Origin of the sequence: Streptomyces sp. NPDC058295 (assembly GCF_042880655.1) — a bacterium.
GTDB classification, from domain to species: Bacteria; Actinomycetota; Actinomycetes; order Streptomycetales; family Streptomycetaceae; genus Streptomyces; species Streptomyces coriariae.
This window is the reverse complement of sequence record NZ_JBHVYO010000036.1, coordinates 37,169-51,244: the sequence shown is the minus strand read 5'-3', so window position 1 is coordinate 51,244 and position 14,076 is coordinate 37,169. Positions and strand designations below refer to the sequence as shown.

General features: G+C 72.8%; 18 protein-coding genes and 1 pseudogene. 9 read left to right on the top strand and 10 right to left on the bottom strand.

From position 1 onward, the window contains the following. Positions 1–52: 52 nt before the first annotated feature. The gene (locus ACFVYS_RS31590; protein ID WP_389507594.1) at positions 53–1,012 is read left to right on the top strand and encodes a CopD family protein; all 960 of its coding nucleotides are present in this window, start codon (positions 53–55) and stop codon (positions 1,010–1,012) included. A gap of 75 nt (positions 1,013–1,087) precedes the next feature. On the opposite strand, the gene ACFVYS_RS31585 is transcribed toward ACFVYS_RS31590, so the two are convergent. Both ACFVYS_RS31585 and ACFVYS_RS31580 read right to left on the bottom strand, forming a co-directional pair. Further along, positions 1,088–1,747, bottom strand: a complete 660-nt coding sequence (locus ACFVYS_RS31585; protein WP_389507593.1) for a lysoplasmalogenase — start codon at positions 1,745–1,747, stop codon at positions 1,088–1,090. Continuing rightward, positions 1,744–2,667: a sterol desaturase family protein gene (locus ACFVYS_RS31580; RefSeq protein ID WP_389507591.1), complete on the bottom strand. Its 924-nt coding sequence runs from the start codon at positions 2,665–2,667 to the stop codon at positions 1,744–1,746. Before ACFVYS_RS31580 ends, ACFVYS_RS31585 begins: the two co-directional genes overlap by 4 nt. 147 nt (positions 2,668–2,814) lie before the next feature. Between ACFVYS_RS31580 and ACFVYS_RS31575 the strand changes: the two genes are divergently transcribed. Then, complete coding sequence (locus ACFVYS_RS31575; RefSeq protein ID WP_389507590.1) at positions 2,815–3,144, top strand: hypothetical protein; 330 nt, start codon at positions 2,815–2,817, stop codon at positions 3,142–3,144. Positions 3,145–3,246: 102 nt separating this feature from the next. Here the strand turns inward: ACFVYS_RS31575 and ACFVYS_RS31570 are convergent, their stop codons facing one another. Continuing rightward, the gene (locus tag ACFVYS_RS31570) at positions 3,247–3,948 is read right to left on the bottom strand and encodes a VIT family protein (protein WP_389507588.1); all 702 of its coding nucleotides are present in this window, start codon (positions 3,946–3,948) and stop codon (positions 3,247–3,249) included. 254 nt (positions 3,949–4,202) lie between these two features. Between ACFVYS_RS31570 and ACFVYS_RS31565 the strand changes: the two genes are divergently transcribed. The 6 genes and pseudogenes from ACFVYS_RS31565 to ACFVYS_RS31540 all read left to right on the top strand — a co-directional run bounded on the left by ACFVYS_RS31565 (position 4,203) and on the right by ACFVYS_RS31540 (position 9,424). Beyond that, on the top strand, positions 4,203–5,204 hold the full coding sequence (locus ACFVYS_RS31565) for a DEDDh family exonuclease (protein WP_389507586.1): 1,002 nt from the start codon (positions 4,203–4,205) through the stop codon (positions 5,202–5,204). Positions 5,205–5,334: 130 nt separating this feature from the next. Then, the gene (locus ACFVYS_RS31560) at positions 5,335–5,568 is read left to right on the top strand and encodes a hypothetical protein (protein WP_078615750.1); all 234 of its coding nucleotides are present in this window, start codon (positions 5,335–5,337) and stop codon (positions 5,566–5,568) included. Positions 5,569–5,665: 97 nt separating this feature from the next. Next, positions 5,666–6,457, top strand: a complete 792-nt coding sequence (locus tag ACFVYS_RS31555) for an SURF1 family protein (protein ID WP_389507584.1) — start codon at positions 5,666–5,668, stop codon at positions 6,455–6,457. A 53-nt stretch (positions 6,458–6,510) separates the two neighbouring features. Then, positions 6,511–6,841, top strand: a pseudogene (locus tag ACFVYS_RS31550) (hypothetical protein). Between the two features lie 34 nt (positions 6,842–6,875). Continuing rightward, positions 6,876–8,663: a glycoside hydrolase family 15 protein gene (locus ACFVYS_RS31545; protein WP_389507582.1), complete on the top strand. Its 1,788-nt coding sequence runs from the start codon at positions 6,876–6,878 to the stop codon at positions 8,661–8,663. Positions 8,664–8,668: 5 nt separating this feature from the next. Continuing rightward, positions 8,669–9,424, top strand: coding sequence for an SDR family oxidoreductase (locus ACFVYS_RS31540; RefSeq protein WP_389507580.1), 756 nt, complete (start codon positions 8,669–8,671; stop codon positions 9,422–9,424). An 86-nt stretch (positions 9,425–9,510) separates the two neighbouring features. On the opposite strand, the gene amaP is transcribed toward ACFVYS_RS31540, so the two are convergent. From amaP to ACFVYS_RS31515, 5 genes are read right to left on the bottom strand one after another with little or no spacing between them, the layout of a single operon-like run. Then, positions 9,511–10,089, bottom strand: a complete 579-nt coding sequence (gene amaP / locus ACFVYS_RS31535) for an alkaline shock response membrane anchor protein AmaP (RefSeq protein ID WP_389507578.1) — start codon at positions 10,087–10,089, stop codon at positions 9,511–9,513. A 5-nt stretch (positions 10,090–10,094) separates the two neighbouring features. Then, positions 10,095–10,724 carry a DUF6286 domain-containing protein gene (locus tag ACFVYS_RS31530; protein ID WP_389507576.1) on the bottom strand — a complete coding sequence of 210 codons (630 nt, stop codon included), beginning with the start codon at positions 10,722–10,724 and terminating at the stop codon, positions 10,095–10,097. Further along, positions 10,721–11,104, bottom strand: a complete 384-nt coding sequence (locus tag ACFVYS_RS31525) for a hypothetical protein (RefSeq protein WP_389507574.1) — start codon at positions 11,102–11,104, stop codon at positions 10,721–10,723. Before ACFVYS_RS31525 ends, ACFVYS_RS31530 begins: the two co-directional genes overlap by 4 nt. Then, positions 11,101–11,286: a hypothetical protein gene (locus ACFVYS_RS31520; protein WP_028806947.1), complete on the bottom strand. Its 186-nt coding sequence runs from the start codon at positions 11,284–11,286 to the stop codon at positions 11,101–11,103. The genes ACFVYS_RS31525 and ACFVYS_RS31520 overlap by 4 nt, the downstream gene beginning before the upstream one ends. A 46-nt stretch (positions 11,287–11,332) precedes the next feature. Further along, complete coding sequence (locus ACFVYS_RS31515) at positions 11,333–11,818, bottom strand: Asp23/Gls24 family envelope stress response protein (protein ID WP_389507572.1); 486 nt, start codon at positions 11,816–11,818, stop codon at positions 11,333–11,335. Between the two features lie 96 nt (positions 11,819–11,914). Here ACFVYS_RS31515 and ACFVYS_RS31510 point away from each other — a divergent pair, with 96 nt between their 5' ends. Continuing rightward, on the top strand, positions 11,915–12,628 hold the full coding sequence (locus ACFVYS_RS31510; RefSeq protein WP_389507570.1) for a nucleopolyhedrovirus P10 family protein: 714 nt from the start codon (positions 11,915–11,917) through the stop codon (positions 12,626–12,628). A 22-nt stretch (positions 12,629–12,650) separates the two neighbouring features. Here the strand turns inward: ACFVYS_RS31510 and ACFVYS_RS31505 are convergent, their stop codons facing one another. Beyond that, entirely contained in the window at positions 12,651–13,454 is an 804-nt protein-coding gene (locus tag ACFVYS_RS31505; protein ID WP_389507568.1) for an enoyl-CoA hydratase/isomerase family protein, read from the bottom strand. Positions 13,455–13,572: 118 nt separating this feature from the next. Continuing rightward, the gene (locus ACFVYS_RS31500; protein ID WP_004002281.1) at positions 13,573–13,794 is read right to left on the bottom strand and encodes a helix-turn-helix domain-containing protein; all 222 of its coding nucleotides are present in this window, start codon (positions 13,792–13,794) and stop codon (positions 13,573–13,575) included. Between the last annotated feature and the right edge of the window lie 282 nt (positions 13,795–14,076).

Here is a 14,076-nt window from a genome sequence, read left to right as displayed (position 1 = left end):
GACCGGTTCAGAACGAGTTGCCCTGATTTGTCGGGATAGTGAAGATCCTGGCATGGCCCTCATACGACCGACCGAAGCGACCGAAGCGACCGAATCCGTACGCCGTACCGGCCCGCGCCGGGCGGTGGCGCTGCTCGTCCTGGTGGGGCTCGCCGCCCTGATCCCGCTCCTCGGGCCCTCCGTCGCCGCGCACGGCACCGGGGAGGCCGCGACCGCGGACTCCGGCGTGGTCGCGCTGTTGCGGGTGCTGCTGTTCGCGGCGCTGTGCGTGCAACTGGGCGAGCCGTTCGCGGCCGGTCTCACCCGGTGGGTACCCGGCGCCCCGTCCGGCCGGCCGGTCAGCTGGGCGCCGTACGCGGCGGTCGTGGGATTCTCGGCCGCGGCGACCGCCGGTGAGCTGGCACCGCACGGCCACGGCTCGCGGGCCGGCGTTCTCGCACTGTTGGAGGCGGTCGCGTTCGCCGTGGCGGGGCTCTGCGCGCTCACGCGCCGGCCGAACCGTCAGGTGTGGCCGCTCGCGGCGGTAATCCTGGCGGAGGCGCTGCGCGCGCATCCGCCGACCGAGTCCACGCCGTTGATCGGCTCCGGGCTGACGGTGGTGCATCTGACGTGCTCGGCGCTGTGGGCGGGCGGACTGCTGAACGTGCTCCGCACGCTGCGTGGATGGGGCGACACCGAGGCGGGCGCCGCGCTGCTGGGGCTCTACGCGCGCATGGCGGCCGTTCTGTTCGCCGGGGTCACCACGACCGGGCTGTGCAGCTCACTGCGTCGGATGCCGTCGGAGGCGGTGCTCGATCAGCTGACGACGACGGCGTACGGGCGCGTGCTGCTCGCCAAGGTGCTTCTCGTGGGCGCGGTCGCCCTGCTCGCCCTGTGGGCGCGGACCCGGCTGCGCCAGGCCCCCGACCCGCTGGCCGCCTGTTCCCCCGCGCGCGTGGAGATCGTCGCACTGGGGGTGGTGGTCGCGGTGTCGGGACTGTTGACGGCGTTGCCGCTGCCGATCAAGGGTTGAGCAGCACGGCCTGGTGATCAACGGTTGAGGGTCGCATGGGTTGCGGGTCAACGGGTTGAAGCGCAGCGGCCGGGATCAAGGGTTGAGGATCAAGGGCCGTGGATCAACCGTCGGGTGGCGGCGGCTTGTTGCGCCCAGGACCAGAAGCACCTGTGCGGCGATGTAGGTGAGCATGATCCACAGGTCGGGACGCGGAGCCTGCGGCCAGTCGGCGACGCCGGTGGCGATGAGGGTGTCGGAGAGCAGGAACAACGCGCCACCGACACCGGCGACCGGGCCGAGCCGGGTGGCGGCGAAGTACGCCATGGCCGTGAGCAGGGTGCTGTAGACGGCGACAGGGAGCCGCAGGCCCCCGGGAAGGTCGGGCCACAGCAGGGCGACGGTGGCGATCAGGGCGGTGGCGTAGCAAGGGGCGAGGAGGGCGCCTCGCCCGTGGGGCCGGCCGATGCGGGCGAACAGCGCCAGGTAGCAGACGTGACCCGCGGCGAAGGACGCCATGCCGGCGAGGAAGGCGGGGTCGGCGTCGAGCAGTAGCAGGGTGTCGCCGCCCCAGCCGCACAGAAGGGCGGCGACCAGGAGCCGGGGCGCGCCCCGCGAGGCCGTCCAGGCGGCCAGGAGGGGCATCAGGAGAGGCTTGGCCACCGTGTGCCCGGTGTCGGAGCCGCCCGCGAGGCTGAGCAGGTCGACGGCCGCGGCGAGGGCGAAGAGGCCGAGGAGCACGCGGGAGCGGGTCACGCGGCCGTGGTCTCCTCGGCCGTGGCGGCCGTGGCCGTGGCCGTAGCGGTGGCGGCCGTGGTGGTGGTGGCGGTCGAGGGTGCCGGAGCGGACGCGGGTTGCCAGCCGGGACCGCGGAACACGCGTCCCGTCCGCTCGCGCCAACTGCCCGCCGCCTTCACGTCCTTGACGATCGCGACGTACTCATGCGTGGCCACCTTGATCGGGTTGAACGTGTTGATGTTCTTGGTCAACCCGTAGACGGGCCGGTCGACCTCGGGCACGAACGACCCGAAGAGCCGGTCCCAGACGATGAGGATGCCGCCGAAGTTGCGGTCCAGGTAGCCGCCCTGGGAGGCGTGGTGGACGCGGTGGTGGGAGGGCGTGTTGAACACGAACTCGAACCACCGGGGCATCCTGTCGATCCGCTCGGTGTGGATCCAGAACTGGTAGACGAGGTTGGCCGAGGAGCAGAACGCGAGCGCGGCCGGGTGGACGCCGAGGGCGATGAGCGGGACGTAGAACGGCCAGACGGTCAGCGTGGTCCAGGGCTGGCGCAGGGCGGTGGTGAGGTTGAACTTCTCGCTGGAGTGATGGACGACGTGACAGGCCCAGAGCACGCGGATGACGTGATGGCCTCGGTGGGACCAGTAGTAGAAGAAGTCCTGCGCGAGCAGCATCAGCGGGAGCGTCCACCACAGGACCGGGACACGGAGCGGGGTCAGCTCGTAGATCGCCGTGTAGATCGCGACGATCGGGATCTTCCAGACGAAGTCGAACACGAGACTCCCGAGCCCCATGCCGACGCTCGTCGCGGCGTCCTTCGTCTCGTACCCGGCCGCATCCTCGTCGGGATGGAACCGGACGCTGATCACCTCGACCACGGTGAGCAGCACAAAGGCGGGTATCGACCACAGCACGACATCGGGCAGATTCGGCATGGGGGCACCGTAGAACGGCTGATGGCCTGCGGCTAGACGTTGTTACCCACAAGTATTACCGACGGTACGCGCTTGCTTGTTGGCGATCTCCGCCAATCGGCCGACGGGTCCTGCCGACGACACCGAGGGCGAACGCGACTTCGCGCCATGATGTTCGCCGGCGGGGCGCACGACCTCCAAGGCGTGCCGCGCTTCGCGACCGCCGCGGTGGCCGCCGCCCGAGGCACCCGGGCAGCGGCCCGGTACGCGGCCGACATCGCCGGGGGCCGGTCCCGGTCTGCCCGGCGGGGTGCCGGCGGCGGCCCGGCTGCTGCCCGCCGGCCCATGGGCACGCGTGTCCTGGGCAGCGAACTGGCCGAACTGGCCGAACTGGTGCGACCCGGCGGCCCCTGCGGTGCTCGCCGAGCCCTGCCGGTCGGCGACGACCGGTGGCCCGCCGGGGCGGAGCGGAAAACCGTGGCGGTCGTGGCGGGCTGATCCACCCTCAGAAACCCACCCACCGGGCACTGTGCGCTGTCTCCCTGCCTGCGTGTCTCCGTGTCTCCGTGTCTCCGTGTCTCTGTGTCTCCGTCCCGACCCTCACACCCCCGCTGCCCCCAGCAGCGATCCGACGAGGTATGTCACCCCCATCGCCAGTGCCCCGCCGCCCACGTTGCGCAGTACCGCGCGGCCCGGTGCCGCCGCTCCCAGGCGGGCGCTGCTCCAGCCGGTGCCGGCCAGGGCAGCCAGGACCGAGGCGACGGTCACCGGGAGGCGCCGGTCGGCCGGGGGCAGCACGATGGCGATCAGAGGGAGCAGGGCACCGGCCGTGAAGGCGAGGAAGCTGGCCCAGGCCGCGTGCCAGGGGTTGGTGAGGTCGTCGGGGTCGATGCCGAGCTCCACGCGCGCGTGGGCCTTCAGGGCGTCCCGTTCCGTGAGCTGGACGGCGGCCTCCCGGGCCACATCCCGGGACAGGCCGCGCTCCTCCAGCAGCCCGGCCAGCTCGGCCTCCGGCTGTTCGCGCAGCTCCCGCCGCTCCAGCGCGAGGGCGGCCTTCTCGGAGTCCCGTTGGGTCGACACGGAGACGTACTCCCCTGCCGCCATGGACATCGACCCGGCGAGCAGACCGGCGAGGCCCGCCGTCAGCAGGGCCGAGCGGTCGTCCGTCGCGCCGGCCACGCCGACGACGAGGCCGGCGGTGGAGACGATGCCGTCGTTGGCGCCGAGGACCGCGGCCCGCAGCCAGTTCAGCCGGGATCCGAGCGAACCTCCGTGGGCCTCGGCGTGGGTGGGTTCCGTCACAGCACGGAGGATGGCACCCCGGGAGACGCGTGCGCCGTACCGACGCTCGTCGTCGCGGGACCGGGCGCGACGGGTCGGGTGGACGGGCGCGTGAACCGGCGTCCGGCAGGGCGGTGCTGGCCGGGCATCAGCCGACGGCCGCAGGCACGCGTGCGTGCGCCCCACGAACTCCCGTACGGTCCGAAGGGCTTGTGCGGCCCCTCTTCGGGGCGGGTGCCCCAAGCTGTCAGTGGGGGCCCGTATCCTCAATGACCATGCTCGAAGACCACACGACGACAGCGTCCTCCCCCACGGAGTGGCCGACCGCGTATCCCCAGGGGTACGCGGTCGTTGACGTGGAGACCACCGGCCTGGCCCGAAACGACCGGATCATCTCCGCCGCCGTCTACCGGCTGGACGCGCGCGGTGAGGTGGAGGACCACTGGTACACGCTGGTCAACCCGGAGCGCGACCCGGGCCCGGTGTGGATCCACGGTCTGACGAGCGACGTGCTCGAGGGTGCGCCCCTCTTCCAGGAGGTGGCCGCGGAGTTCGCCGCCCGGCTCGACGGGCGGGTGCTCGTCGCGCACAACGCGGTCTTCGACTGGCAGATGATCGCGCGGGAGTACGCGCGCGCGGAGCGTGAGGCGCCGGTGCGGCAGCGGCTGTGCACCATCGCGCTCTCCAAGGAACTCGGCCTTCCGCTGCCCAACCACAAGCTGGAGTCCCTGGCGGCCCACTTCGGCGTCGTGCAGCAGCGGGCCCACCACGCACTGGACGACGCGCGCGTGCTCGCGGAGGCGTTCCGGCCGAGTCTGCGGGCCGCGGCGGCCGGCGGGGTCCGGCTGCCGCTGCTCGAGTGCCGGCCGCTGACCGAGTGGTCCGACCGGCCCGCGCCCCTGATCGGCCGGCAGGCGAGCGGTTCCGGCGGCGGCTACGGCAGCTACCGGCCCGGCAGTTGGCGGCCGTCCCGCAAAAGGCCCGTATGCCCCCACCCCAACCCCGGCCGGTACGAAGACGGCAAAAGGCTCAAGCAGGGCATGCGGGTCGCCTTCTCCGGCGACACGTCGGTCGAGCGGGAGCTGCTGGAGGACCGCGCCGCCGAGGCGGGACTGCACGTCGCCACGAGCATGTCCCGGCTCACCAGCCTGCTGGTCACCAACGACCCCGACTCGGGCACCTCGAAGGTGGTGAAGGCACGCCAGTTCGGGACGCCCGTCGTCGACGAGGCCGCCTTCGGGCAACTCCTGCGGGACGTGGAGCCCGCCGACGAGTGACCCGTACGTGGGAATGACTCGCAAGCAGGGGGACCCGTACGCAGGGGGGACCCGTACGTACGGGTGATTGCCACGCGACTCGCCCGCAGCCCGCTCGCCCGCGCGCGGGTGACGGCTCACCCTGTGGCGCATGGCGAGATGCGAAGTTTGCGGCAATGACTACGGAATGACCTTCGAAGTGCACGCGCAGGGCGCGATCCACGTCTTCGACTGCTTCTCCTGTGCGATCCACCGCATGGCCCCCATCTGCGAGCACTGCCGGGTGCAGATCATCGGCCAGGGCGTCGAGGTGGAGGGCCACTGGTACTGCGGCGCGCACTGCGCCCGCGCGGAGGGCAGGGCGGGCATCGTCGACAAGGTGTGAGCCGCCCGGCAGCTTCCGGGGGACCGATGTCGTCCGCCGACGCTGCCTTCCGGTACCCGGCCGAATGCGCCCCACGACCGAGTTGTACGGTCGTGGGGTGTACCGCTTCCTGTTGTCCCGGCAGTGGGTGATCCTCACGCTGGTCTCCCTCCTCCTCATCCCCACGATGATCAGGCTGGGCTTCTGGCAGATGCATCGCTACGACGAGCGCACCGCCCGCAACCAGCTGGTCTCCGACGCGCTGACCGCCGAGGCGGTGCCCGTGGAGAAGCTGACCACCCCGGGGCACGCCGTCACCCGCGACGAGCGGTACCGCAGTGTCACCGCCACCGGCTCCTTCGACACCGAGCGCGAAGTCGTCGTCAGGCGCCGGGTCAACGCCGACGAGACGGTCGGCTTCCACGTCCTCACCCCGTTCGTCCTGACGGACGGCAAGGTGCTGCTGGTCGACCGGGGCTGGATCCCGGCCGACGCCCCGAGTCAGACCTCGTTCCCCGAGGTTCCCGCGCCGCCCGCCGGCCGGATCACCGTCACCGGGCGGCTGATGCCCGACGAGACGACCGCCGCGAGCGGCATCAAGGACCTCAAGGGACTGCCGGACCGGCAGGTCATGCTGATCAACAGCGAGCAGGAGGCCCGGCGGCTCGGCGCGCAGGTGCTCGGCGGCTACATCGCGCAGACGGCGCCCGAACCCAAGGGCGACAGCCCGGAGCTGGTCGGCCGGCCCGGCAGCGAGGACGCGGCCCTGAACTACGCGTACGCCATCCAGTGGTGGCTGTTCTCCGTGGGCGTCCCCGTCGGCTGGGTGATCCTGGTCCGCCGCGAGACCCGCGACCGGGCCCAGGCCGCCGTACGAGAGGCGGAGCAGGCCGAGCCCGCTACGGTCTGACGGGCGCGAGCCCGGACACGGGCGCGAGCCCGGACACGGGCGCGAGCCCGGCGATGAACGACACCGGCCGGGGCCGCGTCCGGCCCGGACCGCCGCGGCCGTCGGCGCAGGACCGCACCCGGCGTGAGCTGTGCGAGGCCCTGGAGGCCCTGGCCGACGGGGTGCGTCCGACCCCGGACGCCTATCGCACGGCGCGCGGCGAGTCGCTGCGACGCGAACGCCGGCGGCGGCTGGTGCTCGCCGTGCTGATCGCCGTCGTCTTCGCCCTGGCCATGCTGATCGGGCTGTGGGTGCTGAACCAGGCGCCGTCGGACCCGGGGTGTGGTGTTCTCGGGCGCCGGGGCCCAGACGGTCCCGTCGTCACTCGCCCGGCCGCAGCCCTGATTGCCCCGGGGGCCCGCCGGGAACCCGCAACTGCGTGCACCCCCGCATCGAGGACTACGCGCTCATCGGCGACGAACAGACCGCCGCCCTGGTCGGCATGGACGGTTCCGTCGACTGGCTCTGTCTGCCCCGCTTCGACTCCGGAGCCTGCTTCGCGCGTCTCCTCGGCGAGGAGGAGAACGGCCACTGGCGCATCGCGCCCGAGGGCGTGCGGGGTCCCTGCACGCGGCGCGCCTACCGGCCCGACACCCTCGTCCTGGACACCGAGTGGGAGACCGACGAGGGGGCCATCCGGGTCACCGACCTGATGCCCCAGCGCGACCAGGCCCCCGACGTCGTACGCATCGTCGAGGGGCTGCGCGGCCGGGTCACCGTCCGCAGCGCGCTGCGGCTGCGCTTCGACTACGGCTGGATCATCCCGTGGATGCGCCGGGCCGACGGCCACCGGGTGGCGATCGGCGGTCCGGACGCGGTCTGGTTCCGCAGCGAGCCCGAGGTGCGTACCTGGGGCGAGGACTTCACCACGTACTCGGAGTTCACCGTCGCCGAGGGCGAGTCGGTCGCCTTCGTGCTGACCTGGCATCCCTCGCACGAGGCCCGTCCGCCGCTCGTCGACCCGTGGGAGGCGCTGCGGGTCAGCGTCGACGACTGGCAGGCGTGGGCGGCCCGCTGCCGCTACGACGGACCTCACCGGGACGCCGTCGTCCGCTCCCTGATCACTCTCAAGGCCCTCACCTACGTCCCCACCGGCGGCATCGTCGCCGCGCTCACCACCTCCCTGCCCGAGGAGATGGGCGGGGTCCGCAACTGGGACTACCGCTACTGCTGGCTGCGCGACTCCACCCTCACCCTCGGCGCCCTCCTGGCGGCCGGCTACCAGGACGAGGCCGAGGCCTGGCGCAACTGGCTGCTGCGCGCCGTCGCGGGCGATCCGGCGGACCTCCAGATCATGTACGGGCTGGCGGGCGAGCGGCGGCTGCCCGAGTGCGAGCTGCCCTGGCTGTCCGGCTACGGGGACTCCAAGCCGGTACGCATCGGCAACGGCGCCGTGGACCAGCTGCAACTGGACGTCTACGGCGAGGTCATGGACTCGCTGTCGCTGGCCCGGAGCTCGGGCATGCCGCCCCGGCCGCACATATGGTCGTTGCAGTCCGCGCTGATGAAGTGGCTGTGCGAGAACTGGCGGCAGCCGGACGAGGGCCTGTGGGAGGTGCGCGGTGGCCGGCGCCAGTTCGTGCACTCCAAGGTGATGGTGTGGGTGGCCGCCGACCGGGCCGTCCGCGCTCTGGAGGAGCACCCCGATCTGAGCGGTGACCTGGCGGGCTGGCGGGCACTGCGCGACGAGGTGCACCGCGAGGTGTGCGAGAAGGGCTACGACCCGGAGCGGGGGACGTTCACCCAGTACTACGGCTCGCGCGACCTGGACGCCGCCCTGCTGCTCATCCCGCGCGTCGGCTTCCTGCCGCCGGACGACCCGCGGGTGGTCGGGACCGTGGACGCGGTCCGTGCGGAGCTGGGGCACGGCGGTCTGCTGCGCCGCTACAGCACGGACGGCGCGACCGTCGACGGCCTGCCGGGCGACGAGGGCACCTTCCTGGCCTGCTCGTTCTGGCTCGCGGACGCTCTGCACATGACGGGCCGCACGGAGGAGGCGCGGGAGCTGTTCGAACGGCTGGTGGGCCTGGCCAACGACGTGGGGCTGCTGGCGGAGGAGTACGACCCGACGACCGGCCGGCACCTCGGCAACTTCCCGCAGGCCTTCAGCCATATCGGCCTGGTGAACACCGCCCTCGCCCTGTTCGGCGCCGAGAAGGCAGGATAGGGGCCATGGATCTTGGACTGAAGGACCGGGTGTACGTGGTCACCGGGGCGACACGCGGTCTCGGCAACGCCGCCGCGCGCGAGCTCGTCGCGGACGGCGCGAAGGTCGTGCTCACCGGGCGGGACGAGAAGCGCGTCGCCGACGCCGCGGCCGAGCTGGGGCCGAACGCCGTCGGAGTCGCCGTGGACAACGCCGATCCCGGGGCGGCGACGCGCCTGATCGCGGCGGCGCGCGATGCCTTCGGCGGTTTCGACGGGGTGCTGGTGAGCGTGGGCGGTCCGCCGCCCGGGTTCGTCGCGGACAACACGGACGAGCAGTGGCAGGCCGCGTTCGAGTCGGTGTTCCTCGGAGCGGTCCGGCTGGCGCGGGCGGCCGCCGCCGAGCTGGAGGCGGGCGGGGTCATCGGGTTCGTCCTGTCGGGGTCGGTGCATGAGCCGATTCCCGGGCTGACCATCTCCAACGGCCTGCGGCCGGGACTGGCCGGGTTCGCGAAGTCGCTGTCCGACGAGTTGGGGCCCCGGGGGATCCGGGTCGTGGGACTGCTGCCGGCCCGTATCGACACCGACCGGGTGCGGGAGCTGGACGGGCTGTCGGCCGACCCCGAGGCCACCCGGACCGCGAACGAGTCCCGGATCCCGCTGCGGCGGTACGGGACCGCGGCGGAGTTCGGCCGGACGGCCGCGTTCCTGCTGTCGCCGGCGGCCTCCTATCTGACGGGCCTCATGGTGCCGGTCGACGGCGGGATGCGGCACGGGTTCTGACCGGTCCCGCGCGCCGGTCACGGGGGCCGGTCACGGTCCTGCGGCACAGCCGCGGGCCGTCACCGCCCCCCGCCCTCCCGGGCAGCTCAACCGACCCTTTCGGCCTTGTGTTTGACGCCTCTCATCCGCACCTCCGCGGGCAGGGCCTCGAGCGCCGCCGAGTCCCGCGCGTGGGTCAGGGCCTGCCCCGTCAGGTGGTCGAGCGCCGTCGCCGGGTCCACGTGCGGCTCCAGCACCAGGCGGACCCGTGCCTCGGGCGCCTCCCTCCTGCCCTTCAGCGCCACATGGGCGTGGGCGACGCCGTCCAGCCGCTGCGCCTCGCCGGCGAGTACGCCCTCCAGGGCGCGGCCCCGCAGCAGCGCTCCCGCACCGTCGCCGGTGTCGACGAGGAGTTCGCCCAGCCGGCGGCGGCGCAGGACCGCCGTCAGCCACCACAGGGTCAGCAGGACGAGAAGCGCGAGGACCGCGATCACCGTCGGCCACCACCAGGCGTCGGCGCGCCAGCGGGTGCGTTCGGCGGCGGTGAGAAGGACGTCGTGCGGGCCCTCGTGCAGCCACCAGGAGGGCGCGGAGGCGCCCAGGCCCACGGCCAGCACCGCCCCGCCGACGGCGAGCAGCACCACGCCGACGACGGCGATGAGCACGCGGTTGACGGTTCCGAGCATCGTCCTCACCCCTTCTTCCCGGGTCGCCGCACATGGACCGACAGGGCGAGCGGCCGGACCAGGCCCAGGCCACGGATCGCGTCGGTGAGGACGGCGTCCAGGTCGGCGTGTACGTCGTCCAGGTCGCGGAAGTGGGACAGCGCGCGGACGTCGGCCCTGCGGCGACCCGTGCGCACCCGTACCGACTGCACGCCGGCGACCTCCATGGCCCGGTCGCGCAGCACCAGGGCGGCCGCGTCCCGGTGGAGGCCCGCCCGTACGTCCGGGTGGGTGCGGCGCATCGGCAGGACCTCCCTGAGGCCCGGGGTCACCGCCAGGACGATCAGCCACAGGCCGAGGGCCGCCGCGACCCCGGCGCCGAGCAGCACCCAGATGTCGTCGAGGGGGCGCTCGGCGAGCTGCCGGGCGAGTCCGGTCCGCCAGGCCATGGCGGACCGGTGGGCGCGTACGGCGACCACGTCGTAGAGAAAGGCGGCCGCGACGACCAGCAGCAGTACCGCGACGACAGCGGCCGGGACGCGGCGCGCCGACCAGAAGCGGTGGTCGGCGGGGCCCGCCGTGTCGGGGCGGTCTTCTTGCGTGGGTTTCTCCAGAACAGGCAGTGTGCTGCCCTGCAAGCCTCCGGGCTCGCTCATCGCGCCCTCCCGTGCGCCGCGCCGGGCGCCGCTGTCAGGTGCAGCCGTTCCACCTGGACCGCGACCTCCGGAACCTCCATTCCCACCAACGCGCCTACCCGCTCGGTGACATGTCGACGCACACGGTGACAGCGTCCGCCGATATCGGTCGGGTAGTCGAGTTCGAGATGGACCCGGACCTGCGCGGCCTCGTGGTGGACGACGACGGTGGCGTGCGGGCGCGCGGCGTCGGGCGGCAGGGTGCCGACCGCCTCGCGGGCGGCCTGCGCGGCGACCTTCGCCACGACCCGGTCGGCGATGCGGGTCGCGCCGCGGGCGCCCGGGGGAACGACGGACGGGCGCCCGTCGACAGCGGTGCCCCCTTCGTCCACGGGGGTCACCGGCGCCGGTCGTCGCGGGTACGGAAGAGGTCGCCGAGTTCCAGGTCCCCCTCAAGGAACCGGCCGACGACGAACCCGACGGCGCCCAGTGCCGCCACCAGGAGGAAGGCCCCGAACCCGCCGAAGTATCCGGCGAAGCCCAGCGCCATGCCGGCGATCATGCCGACCACGGCCATGCTCAAGGTGTTCTCCCCTCGGCGGTCCGGTCACCCGGCCGTCGTCTGCGTGTCACTGGATCCGGGGCTCCGGCTCCTCGTCCTCTTCGTCGGGCAACTTGACGTCGCTCACCGCGATGTTGACCTCGACCACCTCCAGTCCGGTCATCCGCTCCACGGCCGCGATCACGTTCTCCCGCACGGCCTGCGCCACGTCGGCGATGGCCACGCCGTAGTCGACGACGATCTCCAGGTCGAGCGCGGTCTGCACCTCGCCGACCTCGGCCTTGACCCCTCGGGTCACCGACTTCGAGCCGCCGGGCACCCGGTCCCGTACGGCACCGAAGGTGCGGCTGAGTCCGCTGCCCATCGCGTGGACGCCCAAGACGTCCCGTGCCGCGAGGCCCGCGATCTTCTCGACGACGCCGTCGGCGATGGTGGTCCGCCCTCGGGTGGCCGGATCACCGCCGCCGCGCTTGGTCGTCCTACGGGTTCCCAGCGGTTCGGTGCCGCCGTCGGGAGCCTGCGTCCGGTGCTGCTCCGCTGCTGCCTCGGTCATCGCCGTACGTCCTTACGTCCGGTTCGTTCCTGGTCCCTTTCACCACGGTAAGCGCGGTTGCCCGACCGCGCGCCAGGGATGCGGCAGGCTGGAGCAATGACGGCGGACGAATGGACGAGCGCGGTACGGCATCAGTTGAGCCTCGGCAGGCTGCTGCCGCTGGGCGGGCCGCGGGACGGTGCGTGGATCACGGAGGCGGCGGCCGAGGCGGTGCTGCGGCGGGCGGTGCGGGGTGTGGAGGGCGTGCGCCTGGGCGCGCTGCGGATCGCGGTGGCCGACCCGGCGGGGGTGTACGAGCCCGCCGTGCCGGCTCCGCCGAGCGCCCTGCCGCCCGGGCCGCTGCGGGTGACGGCGGACATCGCCGCGTCCTCGTCCGAGCCGCTGCCGACGACGGCGTCCCGCCTGCGCACGGCGCTGGCGGCGGCCGCGACGGATCGGCTCGGCCTGGTGGTGTCGGAGGTGGACCTGCGGGTGACGGCTCTGCTGGACGAGGACCCGGAACCGGAGGCGGCACGGCCCCGTCCCGAGCCACAGCACGTCAGGACCGCCCAGCACGGCGACGAGGCACGCGCGACGGTCGCCGCCCTGTCCGTGCCCGGGGTGACCCGAGTGACCGACGTCGTCGGCAGGGCGGTGCGCATCGAGGAACGACAGCACACGACCGCCCTGCCGAACCGCCACGCACGCGTGGAGATCGCGGTGAGTGCGCACCACCGGGCCCTGGAGGTGGCCAGGGAGGTGCGTGCGGTGGTGTCGGAAGCGCTACGGGATCACCCGACGGTGGCCGTCCTGGTCACGGCGGTGGAGTGACCGGGGCCCGCGAGGAGTCGGCTCATTCGCCCGCGCCGGCCAGGTCCCGCAGTCGGCGGCCCTGGGCGGCGCGCTCGGCGGCGCGCTGCTCGTCGTAGGTGCGGTCGCCGGCGCCGCGCAGCAGGGCCTTGGTCTCGATGACGGCCTCCCGGGGCGCGGCGAGGATCGCCGCGGCCAGCTCGCGCGTCGCGGTGTCGAGGTCCTGCGCGGGCACGGCGATGTTGGCGAGCCCGGAGCTCACCGCCTCCTCGGCGTGCACGAACCGGCCGGTCAGGCAGATCTCGGCCGCACGGCCGTAGCCGACCAGGGAGACGAGGGGATGGGTGCCGGTCAGGTCCGGCACGAGGCCGAGGCCGGTCTCCCGCATGGCGAACTGCACGTCGTCGGCGACGACGCGCAGGTCACAGGCGAGGGCCAGCTGGAAGCCCGCGCCGATGGCGTGGCCCTGGACGGCGGCGATGGACACGAGGTCGTTGCGCCGCCACCAGGTGAAGCCCTCCTGGAACCCGGCGATGGCGGCGTCGAGTTCGGCGTCACCACTGCGCGCGAGGTCGATGAAGGACGGTTCGCCCTCGATCCCCTCGGGCGTGAACATCTGCCGGTCGAGCCCCGCGGAGAAGGACTTGCCCTCGCCGCGCAGCACGACCACACGGACGGAGCCCGGCACCAGCCGCCCGGCTTCGGCGAGCGCCCGCCACATGGCGGGGCTCTGCGCATTGCGCTTGGCCGGGTTGGCCAGCGTCACCGTGGCGAGCGTGTCGTCGACGGTGAGCCGTACGCCGTCCTTGTCGAGCAGGGGAACGGGTTCCTGGTCGGGCGTGGCCATGAGGCGCCTCCGATGAGTGCGGTCAGCTAGCGGTCAGCTAAGTGACTGCACAGTAACCACCCGGTCGGTCGGACAACCGACCGGGTGGCCACCATCGAAAGCGGTGGGCCGCCCCGGGTCAGGACGAGGCAGCCTTCTTGCCTCGGGTCGCCCCGCCACGCCCACGCAGCGTGACGCCCGACTCGCTGAGCATCCGGTGAACAAAGCCATACGAGCGACCGGTTTCCTCGGCCAGCGCCCGGATGCTCGCACCGGAGTCGTACTTCTTCTTCAGGTCTGCCGCGAGCTTGTCGCGCGCGGCGCCGGTCACCCGGCTGCCCTTCTTCAGAGTCTCGGCCACCCGTGCCTCCTCATGGGAAGTGCGCTCTGGTCATCCTCATGATCACCCCTCCGGCGCGCGATGGCCACCCATTCGGCAAGGTCCGTGCGACAGGGTTTTGACGACAGGAGCGCGTCCCCACAAGTGGAATCCGTGATTCCACCCGGTGGTGTTCGTGGGGCCGAACGGGTTGCCGTGCGAAGTGGCAGGTCAGAGACGCGCGACGGCCGATCCCTTGTCGACAAAGGGATCGGCCGCGAAATCGATGTAGGACACACCTCGATACGAGGAGATCTCACACAG

What these genes read in the sequence shown, in the direction of transcription:
- ACFVYS_RS31590 (WP_389507594.1), top strand. Translation starts at nt 53, where the DNA reads ATGGCCCTCATACGACCGACCGAAGCGACCGAAGCGACCGAATCCGTA.
- ACFVYS_RS31580 (WP_389507591.1), bottom strand. Translation starts at nt 2,667, where the DNA reads ATGCCGAATCTGCCCGATGTCGTGCTGTGGTCGATACCCGCCTTTGTG.
- ACFVYS_RS31575 (WP_389507590.1), top strand. Translation starts at nt 2,815, where the DNA reads ATGATGTTCGCCGGCGGGGCGCACGACCTCCAAGGCGTGCCGCGCTTC.
- ACFVYS_RS31565 (WP_389507586.1), top strand. Translation starts at nt 4,203, where the DNA reads ATGCTCGAAGACCACACGACGACAGCGTCCTCCCCCACGGAGTGGCCG.
- ACFVYS_RS31560 (WP_078615750.1), top strand. Translation starts at nt 5,335, where the DNA reads ATGGCGAGATGCGAAGTTTGCGGCAATGACTACGGAATGACCTTCGAA.
- ACFVYS_RS31540 (WP_389507580.1), top strand. Translation starts at nt 8,669, where the DNA reads ATGGATCTTGGACTGAAGGACCGGGTGTACGTGGTCACCGGGGCGACA.
- amaP (WP_389507578.1), bottom strand. Translation starts at nt 10,089, where the DNA reads ATGCTCGGAACCGTCAACCGCGTGCTCATCGCCGTCGTCGGCGTGGTG.
- ACFVYS_RS31530 (WP_389507576.1), bottom strand. Translation starts at nt 10,724, where the DNA reads ATGAGCGAGCCCGGAGGCTTGCAGGGCAGCACACTGCCTGTTCTGGAG.
- ACFVYS_RS31515 (WP_389507572.1), bottom strand. Translation starts at nt 11,818, where the DNA reads ATGACCGAGGCAGCAGCGGAGCAGCACCGGACGCAGGCTCCCGACGGC.
- ACFVYS_RS31510 (WP_389507570.1), top strand. Translation starts at nt 11,915, where the DNA reads ATGACGGCGGACGAATGGACGAGCGCGGTACGGCATCAGTTGAGCCTC.
- ACFVYS_RS31505 (WP_389507568.1), bottom strand. Translation starts at nt 13,454, where the DNA reads ATGGCCACGCCCGACCAGGAACCCGTTCCCCTGCTCGACAAGGACGGC.